The sequence below is a fragment of the Enterococcus sp. AZ170 genome (assembly GCF_050545135.1).
GTDB classification, from domain to species: domain Bacteria; phylum Bacillota; class Bacilli; order Lactobacillales; family Enterococcaceae; genus Enterococcus_L; species Enterococcus_L ureilyticus.
The window spans coordinates 2,821,661-2,841,756 of the sequence record NZ_CP172947.1; the positions used below are offsets into that span (position 1 = coordinate 2,821,661).

19 protein-coding genes are annotated in these 20,096 nt (G+C 32.9%); all 19 read right to left on the minus strand.

Translation table 11 applies throughout. From position 1 onward, the window contains the following. Positions 1-32: 32 nt before the first annotated feature. The 19 genes from IGJ55_RS13675 to IGJ55_RS13765 all read right to left on the minus strand — a co-directional run bounded on the left by IGJ55_RS13675 (position 33) and on the right by IGJ55_RS13765 (position 19,472). A complete protein-coding gene (locus IGJ55_RS13675) occupies positions 33-317 on the minus strand; it encodes a hypothetical protein (RefSeq protein WP_429948782.1) in 285 nt (94 codons plus the stop codon). Between the two features lie 100 nt (positions 318-417). Next, positions 418-1,296 (minus strand): PhzF family phenazine biosynthesis protein, encoded by an 879-nt coding sequence (locus IGJ55_RS13680; RefSeq protein ID WP_430606648.1) that lies wholly within the window; start codon positions 1,294-1,296, stop codon positions 418-420. 1,013 nt (positions 1,297-2,309) lie between these two features. Continuing rightward, complete coding sequence (locus IGJ55_RS13685; RefSeq protein ID WP_430606649.1) at positions 2,310-3,434, minus strand: DUF3239 domain-containing protein; 1,125 nt, start codon at positions 3,432-3,434, stop codon at positions 2,310-2,312. A gap of 141 nt (positions 3,435-3,575) precedes the next feature. After that, positions 3,576-3,812 carry a hypothetical protein gene (locus IGJ55_RS13690; protein WP_429948778.1) on the minus strand — a complete coding sequence of 79 codons (237 nt, stop codon included), beginning with the start codon at positions 3,810-3,812 and terminating at the stop codon, positions 3,576-3,578. Positions 3,813-3,957: 145 nt separating this feature from the next. After that, positions 3,958-4,284 carry a hypothetical protein gene (locus IGJ55_RS13695; RefSeq protein WP_430606650.1) on the minus strand — a complete coding sequence of 109 codons (327 nt, stop codon included), beginning with the start codon at positions 4,282-4,284 and terminating at the stop codon, positions 3,958-3,960. A gap of 112 nt (positions 4,285-4,396) precedes the next feature. Further along, positions 4,397-4,729 (minus strand): hypothetical protein, encoded by a 333-nt coding sequence (locus tag IGJ55_RS13700; protein WP_429948775.1) that lies wholly within the window; start codon positions 4,727-4,729, stop codon positions 4,397-4,399. A 288-nt stretch (positions 4,730-5,017) separates the two neighbouring features. Further along, a complete protein-coding gene (locus IGJ55_RS13705) occupies positions 5,018-5,476 on the minus strand; it encodes a DUF1307 domain-containing protein (RefSeq protein ID WP_430606651.1) in 459 nt (152 codons plus the stop codon). A 62-nt stretch (positions 5,477-5,538) separates the two neighbouring features. Next, on the minus strand, positions 5,539-6,687 hold the full coding sequence (locus IGJ55_RS13710) for a hypothetical protein (protein WP_430606652.1): 1,149 nt from the start codon (positions 6,685-6,687) through the stop codon (positions 5,539-5,541). A 437-nt stretch (positions 6,688-7,124) separates the two neighbouring features. Beyond that, positions 7,125-8,237 (minus strand): DUF916 and DUF3324 domain-containing protein, encoded by a 1,113-nt coding sequence (locus IGJ55_RS13715; protein ID WP_430606653.1) that lies wholly within the window; start codon positions 8,235-8,237, stop codon positions 7,125-7,127. A 67-nt stretch (positions 8,238-8,304) separates the two neighbouring features. Continuing rightward, entirely contained in the window at positions 8,305-9,195 is an 891-nt protein-coding gene (locus tag IGJ55_RS13720; RefSeq protein ID WP_429948768.1) for a WxL domain-containing protein, read from the minus strand. Between the two features lie 84 nt (positions 9,196-9,279). Further along, complete coding sequence (locus tag IGJ55_RS13725; RefSeq protein ID WP_429948766.1) at positions 9,280-12,651, minus strand: hypothetical protein; 3,372 nt, start codon at positions 12,649-12,651, stop codon at positions 9,280-9,282. 281 nt (positions 12,652-12,932) lie between these two features. Then, positions 12,933-13,694 carry a WxL domain-containing protein gene (locus IGJ55_RS13730; protein ID WP_429948764.1) on the minus strand — a complete coding sequence of 254 codons (762 nt, stop codon included), beginning with the start codon at positions 13,692-13,694 and terminating at the stop codon, positions 12,933-12,935. Between the two features lie 92 nt (positions 13,695-13,786). Beyond that, positions 13,787-14,014, minus strand: coding sequence for a hypothetical protein (locus IGJ55_RS13735; RefSeq protein WP_429948763.1), 228 nt, complete (start codon positions 14,012-14,014; stop codon positions 13,787-13,789). Further along, positions 14,011-14,349, minus strand: coding sequence for an LPXTG cell wall anchor domain-containing protein (locus IGJ55_RS13740; protein ID WP_429948762.1), 339 nt, complete (start codon positions 14,347-14,349; stop codon positions 14,011-14,013). Before IGJ55_RS13740 ends, IGJ55_RS13735 begins: the two co-directional genes overlap by 4 nt. A 3-nt stretch (positions 14,350-14,352) precedes the next feature. After that, positions 14,353-15,447 carry a DUF916 and DUF3324 domain-containing protein gene (locus tag IGJ55_RS13745; protein WP_430606654.1) on the minus strand — a complete coding sequence of 365 codons (1,095 nt, stop codon included), beginning with the start codon at positions 15,445-15,447 and terminating at the stop codon, positions 14,353-14,355. A gap of 240 nt (positions 15,448-15,687) precedes the next feature. Beyond that, on the minus strand, positions 15,688-16,341 hold the full coding sequence (locus IGJ55_RS13750) for a helix-turn-helix domain-containing protein (RefSeq protein WP_429948758.1): 654 nt from the start codon (positions 16,339-16,341) through the stop codon (positions 15,688-15,690). A gap of 318 nt (positions 16,342-16,659) precedes the next feature. After that, positions 16,660-17,778, minus strand: coding sequence for a tyrosine-type recombinase/integrase (locus IGJ55_RS13755; protein WP_429948756.1), 1,119 nt, complete (start codon positions 17,776-17,778; stop codon positions 16,660-16,662). A gap of 584 nt (positions 17,779-18,362) precedes the next feature. Next, positions 18,363-19,004, minus strand: coding sequence for a hypothetical protein (locus tag IGJ55_RS13760; RefSeq protein WP_429948754.1), 642 nt, complete (start codon positions 19,002-19,004; stop codon positions 18,363-18,365). Between the two features lie 54 nt (positions 19,005-19,058). Continuing rightward, positions 19,059-19,472, minus strand: a complete 414-nt coding sequence (locus IGJ55_RS13765; RefSeq protein ID WP_429948752.1) for a hypothetical protein — start codon at positions 19,470-19,472, stop codon at positions 19,059-19,061. Positions 19,473-20,096: the final 624 nt, after the last annotated feature.

The window sequence follows — 20,096 nt, forward strand, 5'->3', positions numbered from 1 at the left end:
TCCCGTTTCATCGTAATACTTTATAGTAACAATTAATAATTATTGAGCGTAAAAATAAGCAGTAAAGGAGAGAGAACACTAAGAAAAAGCAATAGGATTAGAAAGTAAGCAAATTTTTTCGAATAATATTTTGCCAAGCCGATCGTTATTATCATATATAAAATGGCTACTATTGCATAGATAGCTGTTCCTTTTCCTGCAAAGTCATTGTCACTGACTTTAGTTAATATACGTAAAATACCAAATGAGATTAGCAAAGCTACTATTCCCCAAAATAGACCAAAGATTCTCTTACTATTCAAAGCTGTTACCTCCATGTTTCAATTCCCCTTTTAGAAACTGCTTGATTGAAAAATTTCTGCTATTTATACTATCTACTATTCATTTTAAACCTTTTATACATTCTTCTGTTTCAGATCAGAACTGATCCACTTCTGATAAATTTTGACTAATAACAGCTTTTCCCCCAACCAAAACTTGTTTAATTTTTTTATTGTCGGCACTAATTTCAACGATGATCTGCCCAGTCTGGTCTGAACTTAGTCGTCCTTGCTTAAAGATGTAAGATGCGTCACCTATTCTTTGAGTTGTTTGAAATAGGTAGCAAGCTAGGGCCCCGTTAGACGTTCCTGTCGCATATTCTTCTTCAATACCAACAAAAGGGGCAAAGTTGCGACAATGAATTGTGGTCTTTGCTGGAACAAAAACATGATAGCCAATAATAGCTAATTTTTTTGAGATTGCTTCTATTTCCCTTGTATTGGGCTTAATGGCTTGCAAAATAGTTGTATCTTTGACTGGAATCATTAAATCCTTTAATCCTGTTGATACGACTTTTAATGGCATCTCTTCTGAAAAATCAGTAACATCTATTCCCAAAGAACGAGCAACGGCAGCATAATCTAGTTTTTCTGTATAAAAAACCGGCAAAGCTTGTTCCATAAAAACGGTACCATCTTCCAATAGTAAAATCGTTAATTTCCCAGCTTGCGTGTGGATCGAATATTCTCCCGTAGTCAATTTTTCTAATTTCTTCAACAGACAAAATGCTGCAATGGTTGCGTGTCCACATAAGGGCACTTCAGTTCGTGGTGTAAAATAGCGTACCTTAAACTCATTCGAAGCTATAGGTTGAACAAACGCCGTTTCAGCATAGCCCAATTTGTTTGCGAGCAGTTGCATTTGCTCTGTTGACAGATGTTCTTCTTGTTTTAGTAATCTGATACCAGCTAAATTACCGCCCTGATCCTGATAAGTGAAGCTACTGACCTCAAATAGTGATTCTTTGTTTTCCACTCTAGGCTTCCTCCAGTCAAAACTTTTTCCAATCAATTTTCGATTGATTATTTCCCTATTTATACTAGTTCATACTCTCTATTTTGGCATATTGGCGTAACACTATCAATACTTTTAAGTATTGGCTAAATACCAAAAACAAGAAGTAAAACCGCACTACGACGACATTAGCCCACGAAAAAACCCTGGAGAATCCGACTTCTCTAGGGATTTAGTGTTATACTTGATCTTCATTTACACCTTAAGTATATCATATTTTTTAAATTTGTAATGCTTGCGTTTTTTATTGATCCTTTTTAGGAATACTATTTGAAAACCAATTAATTTAAGATTAGAATAACTGTCTTACTCAATATCTAAAAAATTGAAAGTTCCTTTTGAATTTCAGCATTAACTTCGTCGATATTAAGATTTTCAATAATTCTTTTTAGATCAGAAGCCCCCTCCTTAAATAAAAAAGTCAAAAAAAAAAACAGTTTTTTTTGTTAGATACATAGAATTTCCCCACCTTCAGTTATTGATAAAAACAGGTATTTATATGAGTAATATTAGAAAAAATCAAAGAAATATAGGCAATAAGATAGGAATAATTCTGCAAGATGTTGAGTTAATTGATTCAAAAGAGCCAGAGTATCGTCACAAACTTCAGCGTACGTTATCGATAATAGAGCATAACTATACGGAATATGAAAAAAGATGATCCTGAATTTTTTTCATATGTATTTTATATAATTTATGATCTTACCGAAGTTCTAAATGAGTTTTTTTAATGATACGAAATAGCCCGATACTTCAAAATTCAAATGTAAAAAAATATGTTTATAGCATTCTCAAAAACGAATGTTTTTGGTACAAATAAAACATCTATAAATTCCATGTATTTTTATCTATTTTCAATCATGTCTTGTTTGTTGTAAAATATAAAGAAGTATATTTTAATAAATCGCATTATTCTAATCTATAGTTTATGATTCTAATTATATAGCAGTGAGTTAATCATAAATAAAAAAAATTTAAATAAGCCCTTTTTTCAGAACTTCTTCTATTAAAGTTTTTATTGCCTCTATATCATCTAAAGAGTTAGGTAATGTATGAATGACTTCCTCATCTAATCTAATACTATTTTTTTTTATTGAAAAGGGATAATTTATTGAAATATTATTTCTTTTTGTGGAAATAGGTTTCTCCATTATATCTTTTGAGTAAATATAGGAATCAGTAATAGCAAGTCCATAGTGGCCTGCTAAAGTTGAATCTGTAATCGTTAAAATTATAGATTCTGTTTCTTTAATGTCAAATTGTTTTCTGATTTTTTTTAGCTGTTTGTCATTCTTCTTATCACTTCCTAATTTTAGGCTGTATTCTTTTTGTAAATTTAAGTCAATTATTCTTCCTATCAAAGTAGTTGATTCCTCAATTACTATTTCCTTATTATTATCTCCAATCACAACATTATAATTTTCATCAAAAAATATAATCTTATTGTATTCTTTTTTTTCCATTACTATTTTTATATTATCTAATATTTCCCAATAGCTAACTCTAAATTTTCTATCATTGTCTAAAGCTAATAAGGCAAAATCAATAATATGACGACTTTCATAACCCCAAACTAATGGTCTACTATCAAAATCGCTCCAACAATTTTTAATAGGACCAAAGAAAGGATTGAATAGACTAACACAAGGAACTTTTTCTCCTATTGATAAAAATGATCCTGATATTTTATTAATTTTCACTTTTTTACAACCAAAAATCAAATTATCATCATCACCATTATTCATAGGAGCTAAATATAGTATTTCTACCTTATCAGATTCAATAGCAGTAATTATAGCTGGTGTAATCAAACCATTTTTATATGAATCAGTTGGGCTAATGTACGTAAACCGTCTAAATAAAAATAATATAATTGGCAAAATTGTTATTATTATTCCAAATATATAATGGTTTTCAACCATAAGTCTTATGCCTATAAGGAAGATTATAAACATTGGAAAAGTAAATTTAGGAACGTCATTTATACCGAATTCATCATATTTTTTGATTCTGTCGATATCTGCTTCTCTATTAACAGAAGAACTAGCTTGAGATAAATTAAATTTTTCTCCTTTATTACCAATATGTTGTGACAACATAATCACTCTCCTTAAGATATTATATGTATAATAAGGTAATTAGATTCCATTGCAAAGTTTTTAAAGTCGTCTAAAATAAATAACTTTTTTGCAATTTAACATAATATGGCCTTATTCAAATCTAATAAAATTGTTTGTCATTCAATTTTTTTCATTTTTCTTGGTAACGAAAAAAAAAATGATAAAGAAACATAATACTAATTGAACAATTGAAGCAGGCAGAACTCCTATAAATTCATATAACCAACCGATAAACTTCGGAACTTGAAAACTATCAGGTAATTTATCAGCTAAGTAAAAAATCATAGTAAAGCCTGCACTTAAAAACCATAAAGTTCTAAAAATTATACCTATCCAAATAGTCTTTTTACGTGTCACAAAAAAACTCTTTCCAAATTAATTTAGGAAGCAAATAAATAGCAAAATAAGTTTGAAATATTATCAACGAATAGCCAAGCTTATTTGTATCTGTTATATAAAGAAGAAGTTCACATAATCTCGATTCCCCCAAGTACCCTATGTATCAACCGATACATAGGGTTTCTTTGTGAATTAAAACTGTTCTGTCTAAACAGCTAATGGTATCCCTCACTTTATCTCCAAGAACTGCTGTAAAATTTGAGAATTTGGAAATCACACATTTCAAAACTAAAACACAAGAAATAATCATCAGAACACTGGCCGTTCTCTTTATTTCTTTTGGTTGTTTCACTAATAAATAAATCGAAAATCCTAACAACACCATCGTTAGGATCCTAAATAAGTCGAAAAAACTACCTATAATTGGAACGGCTGTAATAATGCCAATAATAGCAACAGCCATATAGAAATTCGATAATTTTTTATACAAACTAAACATCCTCCTGCTCTATCTATTTTCTAAGTTATTTAGCTTTTGTTGCATCAATTGATACAAACATTCATTCACCAGACGCGATTACATCTTTAGGAATGAAAAATGCTTAGTTCTCATTTATTCTTTTCAACTCTTTCATATTTTTCTTATATTGACTAAATCTATAGAGAAAATAACCTAAGAATATAAATGATAACAGAAACATCATAACTGTAGTCCATATAGGACCAAAGGTGTCGAAAAACCAACTTAATATTCTAGGAACATTATAATAGTAAATACCAAAATAATTTTCACTCAACAGTTCACGTACATTATAAATTGCATAAATGAAAATCATTCCTCCTATCAATAAAAAATAGGACGCATCAACTAACTTTTTTCTATAAACACTTTTTTTCTTCTTTATTTCTTCAATTAGCTCCATCTCTTCGTTCAAAGTAACTACCTCCGCATTTCATAATTAAAAAAAGTGTCAATCAAGTTACATCTCTGTAACAAAGGTTCGAACCAACCAGACGATGATTAAAACTACTTAAATAGGAACTCTCACTAGTTTCTTATTTTTCTGAATCATTCTCAGGGCTTTTGGTTTCTACAGGATGTACACCATATATTTCGTTTTTTATCTAGTTTCAAGCTATATTCATTATTCACTTGAGGAACTAGTTCGGCTTTTTGTGTTCCATATAAGTGCAAAAAATCATTGGCATTGCGCACTCATAACTTATTCTTTATTATTTATTTTTTTGAATCCAGATGCTTCAAAATTTTTGGTCAACGTATCTAACGAAACTGTTCCATCATCATTCGCATTAATTGAATACAATACTGGCAGTGATTCTTTTGACACATCTTTTACTATTATTTTCAGTGTTTCTTTTGCTTCCTCATTTCCGTATTCAATTGTATCTGTTACTCCAGACATATTCTTATACATGGTTGAAGCTTTTTCAATATATTCTTTTACTTGCTCTTTGTTCATGCCCATTTCTTTATAGTTATACGTATTCTTCGTAATAGTTTCTTGAACATGTTTATCTTTGTCATATTTAATTTCCATGTTCAAGGTTACACCATTTGTTGAATCCATTCCGTAGGTAACCGTTTCTAATTTACTTTCACTAGCTCCACAACCAGTCAATAAAACCACTACTAAAACATAAAGACTAAAAATTTTTTTCATTATACTACTCCTCCTACTATATAGTTCAAACAATGTTTGTTTCATTGGCTCGTACACTACTTCTATAAATTGGGTTCTCCAACATCTTGAAGTAGTTCTTTTACCTCTTTCAACTGTTCTTCTGTTAACATTTCTTTATAGGAGGTAAGCAATTCTTCTTTCGTTTCTTTATCTAATGAACCTTTCACTTCTTCTAACGTTTTTTTCAGTTCATTAAACTCTGTCTCTGTTAACATTCCAGTTGTTGTTTCGGACTCTCCTTCTAATCGCGCAAGTAACTCCTTCACCTTTTCTTCTGATAAAATAGCTTCTTTTTTAGGTAAGTCGATTGTTGGCTTCTTCTCACTATACGTGACGGACGATTCTACCACCATTGACTGGATACTTGATTCCGCCTCTTCTTCTGCCTGTTTGATTGTCCACACACTGCTTGTTTTCTTTTTCTTTGTATCAATCAATACCTTCACGGATAAATCCTGATACTGCTTCAACATCTCTTTCATCGTTTTCTTTTCCTCTGCTTCGTTTATAAAAATGCTGATAAGTTTCTCTAGTTCTTTTTTCGTAAAGGTATGGCTAACCGCTCCATCTTTTTGGGTAAACGTTTTTTGATCCAATTCATTTAGATAATCCGATACTTTCTCTCGGTTTTTCATTTGTTCTTTTTCCATTACTTTGTATTCTTTCCTCACCTTGTCTTGCTCTTCTTTATCTATTTCTTCTCCCAATGCTGTTAAATCAACATATTTCCCTTTGTATTCTTCTGTATCAAAGCCTTCCGTTACTGTCGCCCCTCCTGAAATTGTTGCCAATACTTGTGTCAAGTACTCAAGCATATCTGTACCTAAATAAACTTTAGGTTGTTTTCCTAAGGAACCAATCATTTCAACCGGAATCTCCATCCCTAGCGCTTTCGCCTTCATAGAAACATCAAACATATAGTCTTCTTTTTTGACGATTTGATACGTTCCTTTTATAGATATGTCTTTTAATTGTGTTTGTAACATCCCTATGGTTGGATTTACTGCTGTATCTGATGATGAGCCAAATTCAATCTCTTTGATCCCTCCCTCAAATGTCCAAGTCCCTTCTTTTTGTGTTATTTGTTCTTTATATGCTTGAACAAATTGGTCCTTCGCGCTTTTTCCACACCCCGAAAGTAGTACACTCAGCCCTATAACACTCACAATTACTCCTATCGTTCTTCTCATTTTCCTTCCCACTTTCTATCCTATTTTTCACTCATTATTTTTATCTTTTATTCTTATTCAAGTACAAGGTAGTTCCTACTCAAAATACGAAACAATATATTGACTCCTTGTTAGCACACCTGGTATGTTTTCTATATTCAATCGATAGTAACTTGAACCTCTCTAAATTCTCTTTTTGTATCAACTTTTCATGTATTAAAGTTGTCCTTATTTTTGTTATTTAAATTCTCTAAAAGATTCTCAAAATAGTCTACTAATACTATATATCCTTTGACCTGTTGAATTAGTTGTTTGGAACAATACTTAAAAATACTAGTTTTCTCTATACAACGATCTAGTTCTGCTAAAACCAAAGGGAACTCTTTCATGAATATTAGCAGAAACAATTATCCATTTATTGTTTCCACTAGTACTATCTGCTTTTTTTATAGCTAGTCCTATTTTTTTCGCTCTTGTTTTCTTTTTTGTTGTGCTTTTTTCTTTTTTGCTTTCGCTCTCGCTCGCTTTTCTTCTTCCTCTTTTTTCTTTTTTCTATTACGTAAAATAAGCAGAATAACTACAAGAACTACAAGAACTCCTATACCAATCAGTAGATAATAATACCACATTGGTTTTTCTTCTAAATCTACTGCTTTATCGTTCAATTTCTTTGCTTCCTCAGCAGTTATTTCAAACTCTTCATCCCACTGCCATTTTTGTCCGGTTTCTTGGGATACAGCTGTTAATTTCACTCGATAAGTTCCTCGCTCAAATCGCTCCCCTTCCCAACTAATCGGAAACGTAAAACTAGAATTCGGCGCAAATCGATAACCACTGACTTTCCGCTCATGTAAAACTTCGTTTTCTCCTTTTTTGTATAGCTTCGCTTCATAATCAATTTTTTCTAAAACTGTAGGTTCATGATTTTGAAGAGTTACTTCCACTTGGTTACGTCCAGCTTCTTGGCCCGCCTTTGCCCCTACAAAATCCAACGCTGCTTCTACCGGTGTATCTGACTCCGTCAGCTTCATTCCAACTGTTATAGAAACTCTATTCTCAATCTGCATCCCTTTGCTTTTTGAGCTCTTGCTTGTTTGACCTTCTGGTTGTGTTACCGTAACTCCTCCTAAAATCATTCCGTCAAACGGCTCTTGTGGGACCTTTATTTGAATGGGAACTGTAATCGATCCTTTGGCTGGAACAGTCGCAGTTGATTCTACTTTAGCGATATCTGTTAATCCTGTGCTTAAACTGCTATCTTTCTTATAGTTTTCTACAACAGAGTAATCAATATCTCCAATCCTACTTGTTCGGGCATCTGTTAACGCAATTGTTACGTTTTCTTCCTTGTCTCCCGCATTATTAATCTCTAATTTTACTTCTTGTGTTTGGCCTGGTGTCACACGAAGATCATAATAGGTTACATCCGGATTATGTTGATTTTCAGGTAAGATCGCTTTTACTGAAATATCTCCTACCTCTGCTTTTCCGATCATTGGAAAAAGAAAAAAGATGCTGCTTATGAGTATGTACACGAGTCCGAATAATACTCGCTGTTCTCTTTTTTTCATATACGTCTCTCCTTGTCACTTAGTAAAAAGTGGAAATGGCTAGCTGTCCATTCCCACTTTGATTATTTTATAGTACGTTTGTTAAATTCCAAGTAATAGTAGATTTATACGTCACGTTACTTTTAGGTGATTCACCGGCTGGAACCGACAATTTAACTTGATCATTTGTAGTTAGTGGATTCCCTTTTCCATCTGTTAATTTATCGTATTCTTTATCTGTGGTATAGGATCCATCGAATACTATCGAAGAAATAGATCCATTTGCCCCACCGGCAACTTTCGTTGATAAAATAGGTAATGCAGTTGTGTCATTCAGCTCACCGATTGGCTTACCTGCTTCCGCCGCAGGATCTACATTCATTCCAGCCAAAATTTCGGTAGCATCAGCATCTACTTTATTTACTGCATCTTTATCAAGGACATTATTTCTTAATGTCTGACCGTAAAATTGAATACGAGTATTCTCTAAAACATCCGCTATTTTTCCTTCCGCTACATCTTGTTCAGTAAATTTCGTAGCTTTTGCAGTTACTTTAAAGACACCCTCTGCTTCACCACGTTCATCGGCTACTTGAACAAATTGCGGGATTTTCACTTTTTTTGTACCTTCTGTAACTATACCATCTTTATCCGTTGACGTTGTTTGATAAGTTGTCAATAAAGACGGATAACTTGTCGCTTGTGCAGATACACTTACTGTACCAAAACGGAAACTAGGTACATTGGTTATACGCAAAGCGCCTTTTGATGCGGCGCCATCTGCTACTTTAATTGTATCGTCTACTGTTCCTGGTTTAATTAACCCACCTGTACCATCGGTGTTCGGTGTAAATTTAACATCTCCTTCTGTCGTTACATCTTCATTTACTGTTGCCTCAACGGCATGCGCTGCTTGCCCTCCAAAGATTGTTGTTCCACCAATTGCCAATAAAGCTAAGGCTGCTACTGTTTTTTTCATTTCCAAATTCCTACTTTCCTATTTTTTTATGTGAAACGTTAATCGTTTAGATTAACGCACATTCCGTTTCTATTTTTTCCATAACTACGGCGCATTCAATAAATCCCACTTAATGGTTGCCTGATACGTTCCTTTTTTCGCTTGTCCAGCAGGAATTTTCAGTTTAAAACTACTCGTATTATTCAATGGGATGTCCGTTTTAGTTGTTGCGGTACTATTTGTTTTAATCGTTGTTCCTTCTGTTTTCGTTATCAGTGTATTTCCATAATATAAAATATTAAGAAGTTTCTCAGTAGATCCTTCTTCTTGTAGTTTAAAATCATCCACTAATGTCACATTGACTTTCCACTTTCCTTTAACCTCTCCTTTACCCGTTGTTTTTCGGTTATCTCCAACCGTTAACGGCGAATTATCTTTAGAAGCAGAGGATTCTTGATCAAATGCACGAATAACTTTTGAATCAAACGTCATCGTTTCAGGGATGGATAAGAAACGTAGGAGGCCTTTATATTTTAATGTATATTCATTGGGATCTGTTGTTGCAGAAGCCTCCTTCCACTGAACAGGAACAGCCGTTGGCGTTGTTACTTTTGTTGTATTATCCGCTTTAAAATAATCGACAAAGTCATACCCCGTTCCATTCCCGGCGGCTGTTTTTGGTTCAGTAATATCGTCTAACGTCGTAAAATTAATAGTTTCCCCAACAATCTGATTCGTCAATGTGATTTGCGCAATCGTTATTTCTTTGTCACCCTTCTTATAGGTTAACGCCTGATTATTCTTATCGTATAACGTATTTCCATCCTCATCCTTGAAATTGATGGTAACTGTCGCAAATCGATAGTACACGGTGACTTCTGTCCCTACGGTTGTGGTTGCCGATTCCTCAGTTGTACCACGTTTAATCGCATAATGAACCGTTTGTTTCGGTTTATCTGTGGTATTTTTTGGTTTGAGCGCTTTTAGTGCTGTAAGATCTGTTTCTATAGGACTGACTGTCGCTACTTTATTGACAGTTGTTTTTGTAATATCCTCGCCTGTCTCAAAATCATAGGCAACCACCTTGCCGTCTGTCATTACTTTAGTTCCAAGGGCATCCGTAGTTAATGTCGACGTTATATCCCATGGGAGTTCAATAGGATCCGTATTAAAAATCGTTGTGCCATTTTCCCCTACTTGTTGGCTATTCGCTCCCATAACATATACGTACGTGTTTTTGGTAATTGTTTTATTGTTTTTAGTTAGGGTATATTTTAATGGAAATTTACCAAATGCTTTGGCGGCATTGATAGCAGCCAATTGATCAGGATCAACTTTTACCTCTGTATTATACGTGTCCCCTTTATCTAAATCCCAGGCTAAGACATTTCCATACGTACTAGTTTTCTCTCCGGTCAACAATTCTTGTGTTAATCCACCACTTTTTTGTAAGGCCTGTAAATCTGTTAGCTTGATCGTAAAGTTCTCTGCTCGTAGTGCGACTTTTGCGGTGTCTTCATCGTACTCTGTCTTATGATCAACAACATTTACGTTTTTAGATGTGCTTGTTATTTGTTTTTGTGAATCTGAAATAAAGTAGGTGACCTTTTGAGGCCCTAGCGTATTTAAATCAAATCCCAATGCCTTCCAATCGATCTCATTAGTTAAACTGTTTGGATTTCTATTTATTTTTTTTTGGAAATCGTCCGTAGTAATTGGGGTAAAAGCTTTGTCTATATCATAATAATCATACGCTTTTACTGAATTTGGATCGCTGGTAGTTCCATTTAAATCCCCTGTAATTAAGGTGTTCTCAAGAGGCGTCCAATTATTACTATTTTTGTCACTAGAGGTATAGGCTTCCTCTTCTTTATTTATTATGACTCCTTTTCCATTTCCTTGTTTGATTGCAGGTGCATAATCAGGCTCTGCATCCATTGTTCCATAGTAAACCGAGGTTCTGTCAGAAGTTTCTTTAACTGGCCATCCATCCTTAGGAGCCTCTATACCTGATCGATTGGAGCTCATTCCAAGATATCCATATCTCACGTAAGCTCCCTCTTGGTAACCTTTTAATAAATTAATACCAAAAGGTATCTCATTCATAACCGTCGCATTCATAACGTTTTTGTCATTAAATTCTTGAACTTCAAAATCATCATATGTTGATTTTATACCCAAAATAAGTTTTTTTTCAGGTTGAAAAATATTATTTATATCTCCTTCAGAAATAATGAATTTTTTGTCATTAGACCCTTGATCGTACTTTTTAAAAATTCCTGTCAGTTGTGAATTTCCATAAATTGAAACTTTATTTTCATCAACAAAATCGTAGTTCATTTCTGATCCAAGTGAAGAAATGACACTTAATGAATTATCTTGTGTAGAATACTTCATTAAATTCCAGTGAGAGTATTCTCTAAAGTAAAAATTAATTCCATCGAATTCTGAAAGTAATTGCCTAACTCCATTACCTTTTAAATCATAGTAAGCTATAATATCACCTTTACTATCCCATAGAACAAAATATTTACTCAGGGTCCATCCACGTGTATCAGATAGTAAATATATTCCACCATATGTCCCATTAGAGAACTTAGTAAATCCGTTTGTATCTAAACCTTCATAAGCCTGCAAAGGAACCGTAGTACCTGTTACTTTAGCATAGCCTCCAACATACTGAGATAATGATTGTAAAGATACCTCCACATCATTTTCACCTAAAGTACCACTAGACTCCTCACTTACCTTATAAACAATCATAGATTTCGCAATTAAATTATCGGTTGTATTTTCATTTCGAAATAGTTCATACGGCACCGAGTAAACATTACCTTCCGCATCAGTACCTGATCGATTATATGTTAAGCCGTTATTAGGAGTTTTATATGTACTACTTTCTACTACATTCAAATTTGAATCAAATTTTTTATAATTTGTAGCTGATATCATAAAATAAGTATCTGTAGCTTTGTTTTTATATAATCGTGCTGTGTCGCCAAATCCTGTTTTTATATTTTTAAGTATTTTTCCTTCTGAATCAAATAAAACCAAACTTGTTTCGGCAATCGGATTACTCACCCAATTTGGCTGGTTATAATTAGTAGATCCAATTAATCCAACAAAATTATTATCATTTGTTACATATAAATCTTTTGTCATATCATTTGCTACGGTACCTGAATATCCGATTCTATTTTTTAAATTCAAAGATGCAGTATACATATTAGTTTGAAGATAACTGTCATAGTCTTTAAGTATGTCATCATTCTTTAAATTTTGTTCGGATATTCCACTTGTCGTGTCTTTAGGGATTTTGGCGGCTTGTTTCGTTCCTGCATCAATCGTAATTTCTTGTGTCGGATGTGCTCTTAGGACGTCTTCTTTGTCAAAATAATTAAATAAGAACAGCCCGAAACAACTCACTGCTCCGATTCCTACTAAATACTTCAGTACTTTTTTATTTGACTTTGTCATCTTTCGTACCTCTTCTCTTACTTCCCTCTATCTGCAATTCACCTATCCCCTTCCTAAATAAATAGATATATACTTCTTTCTTTTCTTATATTTTGGATAGTTACTATTTCTATTTACTCAAATTTTTCATAGTTTTCGGTCCATATCTCTAACTATTTTCATTCTTTTTCTTTGATTGCTTTTACTTATTCTTATTGTAGCTGTTCTCGGTAGATAGATTGTTACAGTAACTTTCTCCAATTGGAACGATACACTTATTTACACGTTTACTTTAGTTTCTTTTATACAGTTGGATCTTCACTCAATACCCAGTGAACTGTACTTGTAAATTTCTTGTCTTTTACATTGCTATGGTCTTTCACATTCAGTGTTACTCCTGAAACCTCACGGGCAACACCTAATGTCCCTTCTGCAGGTGCTTGTGATGGAGACGTATAGTTCAATATTTTTGCTTCTGCTCCGGCTGCTACTAACGTAATTTTTGCATTGGTTGCAGGTGAGTTCGTATAATAAGCCGCATCCGTTGTTGGTAACGCAGTTAGTGCACCTTCTGTTGTAATTGCTGGTGTTGGTACGGCAGGTGTATTCGCATCACTTGCTTTGACATCGATATTGTATTTTTGATTTTCTCCGACATTAAAGGCTAATTCCGCACTTGTTAAAGTTGTTGTTGTTTCTTTCCCTTGTTCATCTTTGACTGTTGAGACGAAATCGTCTACTTTCGCATTCAATGTCCACCCTTTTGTTTTCGTTGAACGATCATCCGATACTGCGACATATTGTTTTTTAGTTTTATCAATTACTTGTGTATAGGTTTTCGAGCCGGATACCCCTTTGATATCATTGTTTCCAAAATCAAACGCTTCTGGGACATAAGCCAATTTTAGATTTCCTTCAAACGGACCAGTTCCTGGTTTACTGTCCTCAAAAAACGAAATAGAGCCGTTTGTTGTCATTTCATCGGCATGAGCGTCCGTTGTTGCGACCATCATTGCCCCTAATGCTGCAGTTGTTGCTAAGCTTGCGATAACTTTTTTATTCATTATTTTCCTCCTGATATTCCTTTTTATGGTAGTCACTGTATCGTTTCAACCTAGAGAAAGTGACTGTAACAATCTATCTACTATCCACTGAATTAACTACCGAACTGAATCAACTGTTCTTTCACATTCAAAAAGAAGTACACCATCATACTCATAGCTACTCCAGCAAGTATAAAAAATAACCAATTAGGTAAGAGGGACCAGATCGAATAGCCTAATTTTTTCCTAACCTTTCGATCGTTGAACACCGTAGAAAGAAACAGAATTAGTCCAATCAAACCAAGAATTCCCATTCCGGCAATCCAAACATACACACTCATTGACTCTCCTCCTGTTCTTCTCTCTCTTTTTTCTTCCCGAATAAAAAGACCGTAATGAGTGCCACAGCTAACCAGCCTAACAGTAAAAGTATGATTGGCTGCATCAATTCCCCGGTCATAGGTAAGCGCCCTGTAGGTTTACTTATCGGATTCTCTGGCACACTTGGTTCTGTCTTTTTTTCTGAAGAAGTAGTGCCACTCGTTCCTTGTTCTCCTTCAAATTGAATCCCTACATCTGTTCCATTTTTTTCGTTTGACTCCGCAAAGCTTTGCATAGGGAAGAACAGAAACAAGCTACTAATTATCCCTACAATAAACCATTTTTTTTTACTCATTCTTCACTCCTCCTTCCTTTTTCTCTCTGTTCCTTTCCTTCCCTTCTTTTCTTTTTTCCTCTTAGTTTGACGGATCAGTTCTTTTTTCCATTTTCTATTTCGTAAAAATACATAACTTCCATCAACGACTAGTAAGACAGCTACTATCCCCGTTCCCCAATAGGCCCACTCAGGTAACGTTAATTTATATAACGTTTCGTCATTCATCTTTTTTGCCTGCTCAGCTGAAATGGTAAATTTCTTTTCTAAGTGCCATTGATCATACCGACTTTCTGCATCAATTTTTACTAGATAATTTCCGGCTGGTATTGGATCCAGCCCCCAATCAATTGCGTAAGAAAACTGGCTTGAAGGGGCCATTGCTCCTTCTTTTAATTGTTTTTTTTTGACCACTTTTCCACTTTTTTCTTCAACAACGGATGCAGTTAAAGAAAAATCAGCGATCATTTTGGGTTCCGGATTTTGTAAGGTCACTTGAATTGTTTTTTTTGCTCGTTTTAATTCTGGCTTTACCTCGATCAAATTTAACTGTTTACTATTTGAGTATTCTTCATCTGATTCTGATAGCAATAACCCAATTCGATAGGAATACGAAGATTTGATTGCTTGTTTTTTTTGTTCCTCTGTCTGTTCTCGTTCAAAATAGATTGTTCCTAACTTAATCCCTTCATAGGAATCAATTGGTGGTTTTATGGTGATTGAGACCGTTTTGACTTCTCCTTTTTTTAGTTCAAATTCTGGTGAATCAATCGTAGTAATTTCTTCAATAGAGTCCTTTAACGAAGAATCGCTTTTCACTCCTGGCGAATAATCAATCGTTCCTGCTTCAGAAGTTGAGCCATTTACCGTACTCACTTTGACTTTCACAGGTTCCTCTGAAGTGCCTGTTACAGTAACTTTCACCTGTTGTTCCACTCCAGGAGTAGTTTTTATATAAAAGTAATCTTTTTCTTTATCTAGTTGAGTTACCGATTGTTGTGCTTCCACAGTAAATCCAATTGGATCTTCTTCTGCAAAGGATGGGATAACTCGCATAAAAAATGCACTTAGAAATATACTACCAACTAATACCCTTTTCCATTTTTTTACGTGCGTCATTATTTCTCTCCTGCCAAAAATAGTTTTTTTCTCGTTACTGTGCCTATTCCTCTCCTACCTGTTGACTGCTAAAGCTTCTCGTTTCCTAAAAATAAGTTCCTAAGTTATTATTTACTCCCTAATTAAGTGATAATTATAAAAAAGTAGTTCTCTTCGATCAAAATGAATGAATTCTATTTGATTCATTTACGCTATTTAAGTAAAAAAAGTTTACTCGGTCCATCAACCCTCGTTTTTTCTCTATTTCATAGCTAACATATATCCCTTCGATCGAACCGTTTTAATTGTAAACACATCGCTTTCTTTTGATTTATTTCGAATATGAAATACAATATTTGCTAAGCGAAGGATATCTACCTTCTCTGTCTCTGGCCACAATTGATACATTAATTGTTCGTACGTTACAGTTGTATTTTGATTCTCACATAACAGACGCATCAGTTGAAATTCTTTTCGTGTTAATCCCTGTTCTTTTCCGTTAACTTGAATTGACTGATTTTTTTCGTTCAATAGCTTCGGTGGAGACTCCGGCTCAAGTAAAAATGGTTCTTCTAATCGCTTAAATGTATTTTTTACCACTTTAGTCAATACAGGTTGCCTTTTTTCTGTCATAATGACATCATTTACTCCTAATTCTAATAAAATGTTTTCTTCATAATCTAAAAGAACTTTTGAAAACACCCAAATAAATACGGTGGGAACTTTTTGACAGGCGATAATCCATTCAATCACTTGACTCAAGTCTTCTTTCATATCCATCGATACAATCAAGCCATTCAGTTGTGCAAGTTGTTTTTTTGTCTTAATATTAGTTAAGCAATACGGTTCCGCTTGAAATTGTAGTTTTAGTTGCTCATTCGACTTTTTATTATCAATAATCCCTAGAGTTAACATGACTTCTACTCTCCTTTTTCACTTCCAACTATTTTAGTATGATTTTTTATGAGGGGTGATTCATTTAATGCTCAATGATCTACATTAATTTTTCTTAGAATGTTTAATACCAAGGTATATCTTAGAATGCCTGGTGGATCAATAGTCTGAGTAGATATTTGACGATGATTGACGGCGCAAAAAGTAAGTCAATTTTTATTTAAAAGAGAAAGAGATCTTAAAATTTATTATCCTTAATTAATTACACAAATAAAGAAAGCGTTTTCTTTTGCGTGTATGGAAGATAGAAAGTTTGTTTATTATAAAACGTACGTTCTTTTATTTCTTTCCCTCTTTTTTCTCTTCCATTTGTTGAATCACTCGTTGACGACTTTCTACTAAAGAATCGGTGTATACATCTAATGTCGTTCGCGTTGAAGCATGACCTAATAATTTACTAACAGATGCAATATCCCCATTTGCTTCAATACAACGTGTTGCGAATGTATGGCGTAAATGATGAAAATGTGTAGAGGGAATACCACATATTTTTCGAATTTTATGAAAATAGTAGGTCAATAACCGAGGTTCGCTAGGGATTGTTTTGTTTGAACAAACAAAGGCTCCTGGTGCTTTCTTTTTCCATTTTTTTAGATACTTATAAAGAGTGTATGTCATGGGTACAACGCGTGTTGATTGATCTGTTTTTGAACTATCTAAGATAAGTTGTGTTTTTGTTTTGGACCCAACAATTGGTAATCGTTGGTAAGTTTTTTTCACATAAATCATTCGATTATTTAGATCAATATCTTCCCAGCGTAAAGCAGAGACTTCTCCTATTCGTAGCCCTGCGTTCAATGCCAACAAAACAGGAAGCCCTTTGTGTAAAGGCAATGCTTTAACTTGCTTTTCTAATTGTTGTTGTTCCAAAGTGGATAATGCTTTTACTGAAGGCTTCCTTTTCTTCGGTAAACGAATATTTTGACAAGGTAGCGTAAGAAGTTGTTGTTGCTCATGGGCATCTTTTAACGATTTTTTCATGATCTGATACAATACTTGAATCGTACTTGGCTGTAAAAGTTGTTCCTGCCACTTATCAATAACAGTTTGGATCGTTTGCTTCGTTATTTGATTAAGAGCCGTTTTTCCTATAATAGGAAAAACATAGCGAGTTAATTTGTACAAATACGCACTATGGGTGGAAGGTTTAATAGTAAATTGTTGTTGTTTCAACCATATTCTTCCCCATTCTTCATACGTAATGGCGCACTCTCCCTGAAGTTGAATAAGGGTTTGATATTTCAATTTGAATGCGTATAAACGTTCTTTCACTTCACCATACGTTTTGCCATAAATATAACCATACTTTAATTGACCATTACTTTTACGTCCTTTCTTATAGCGTCCTTCCCAACGATTATCTTTCCTCTTATAAATATTTTCGCCTCTTCTAGACATTTATCTCTTCCTTTCTTTTGACGGCTTATTTGACGGCACTTTTGTAAAAAACTAATTTTATCAATTTTTTAAGTATAATTCCTAAAAAATGATAAAAATGTATATTGCAATTATCATTATTAATGAGTATAATTACATAAGAGTTAAGTTATATATGCTTTTTTCTTGGTATTAAACATTCTAAGAAATAATATGTCTAACACGCAATGTCAAACATAATATAATAATATTGTTAAATAATAAGTAATAAAAAAAAAAATAAGCAAATCTTAAAGGTATAGACCTTTAAGATTTGCTTATTTTAGTCAACGAATAGCTGGTTTCTTTTTATAACAAAGAATAATTGGTATTTTTATGCATAATACCTGTAAAAAAATATAACCTATTTTGAATCTTATCCAATAGAGTTATTTTTTATTTTAAAAGAAAAAAATAGTTATGCCAAAAACGAATGTTTTTTGGTACAAATAAAACATTTATAAATTCCAGGTCTTTTTATCTATTTTCAATCATGTCTTGTTTGTTGTAAAATATAAAGAAGTATATTTACATAAATCGCATTATAATAAGTTTCTAGCTAAATATTATTTAGTATAAATAACTATATAATATTTAGCTGGATTTTCTTCGCTATTTATCAGTAAACAATCTACAAAAGAAGTGTTAAAATCCTTAGCAACTTTTTCTCCAATATATTTAGGGATTTCATCTGTATCTAAAAAATCAGATAACTCGTGAATATTAGTAACATCAAACAAATAAATACTGACAGACTCCAAATAAGTCTCTTGAATTTCTTTCGCATACTCACCAAAACCACATTCAAAGAAATACAAATATTCAGGATTTCTAAACGATTCTTCCTCATCTAAAAATGGAGCAACCTTATGTAATCTAGAGACCTTATACTCCTGATAAACGGTCTCTGAAAATATATCTCTTATCTTAAGGTATTCATGATAAGTCTTAGTTGTGAACGAAACAAAAAAGAATTCACCGATCCAACCAACAACTAAAAGAAAAATTATTATCCACCAAGCTAATCCGTAATTAAACGAAAAAGAAGGATCACTCATGTAAAGATAAACGCTATATATAGAAACAGAAACAATAAATACAATACGAGCAACACGATTAAAATACACAAAATTACGTCGTGCATTTTCACGTTTCATCATTAAATTAACAACATTTTTAAATTTATCTAAAATTACTTCATAAGTCATAATAGTTAACTCCAATCTAAATTTATTCATTTACACTACCACATTGCAAGAGCCTTATTCTTTAGTTTGATTTATAAGCTCAATAAAATCAGCATGATGTTTTTTATTACCAAAAACTTTACTTGCAACTTTAAATTGAACAACATTTTTCTGCCAATCAGTAATTGAAATGGTGTACAATAATAAATTCTTCTTAACATTAAAATCACTAATATCCTCATGTGGAATTGTAATGACTTCTTTATGTAATTTTCCTAGTTGACTAACAGTGAGAAATTTTACATCTTCTTTACTAACAGCTAACCATACGCCTTGAACAATATATTTATCCAGATTTAAATAATTCATCTTTACGTAAAAAGGCTTACTAGTTTTCAAAGTAGCATAAATAATTAGCTCATCTCCATTATAAATATTTAATTTTTTTAATAGTGCAATAATGTCATCATGTTGAACAATTAGTCCCATAATATCCTCCAGTTCAAAAAAATATTGTTTTTGTGACTACTTAAGTTAATACAGATAATGATGAAAAACTAATTGTTTACACCTATAAAATTGAAGCAAGACTTTTTTATAACTTATAGTGAATAACTTGCCGATATTTCTATTATAACTGTCATTTATGAATAAGTTAGTTGTTCGTTAATGTTCATTTAATTTAGTTAAACATGCAGTCCAAATAACTGATTTTTCTATCTCTAGAGAAAATTCATCTAGTTTTTTAAGATTACTTTTTAATCACATAAATTTAAATTTCAACTCAACATTTGCAATTAAAGCTAGCTTTTTTTTGAGTAAACACATTATCAGTAGTCGTACCATTTATAACTCCTCTACAATAAAATATGTACTGCTTTTCATATTCTAAATATTGTTGATAAAAAATATTTGTTTGTGTCTTACTATCGTTTGAATTTCTATATTCTATCCATTTAATTTTTTAAGTACCTTTCATCTTATCAATTAAATATCTACAATTATTCCAATATTTTTCGGGTGTTTCCATATTTAATTCTTCCTGAGAAAATGGAGAGAGACATCTTTGTAACATAAATGCTTTACTGACAGGTAATTCATGCTCATTATATT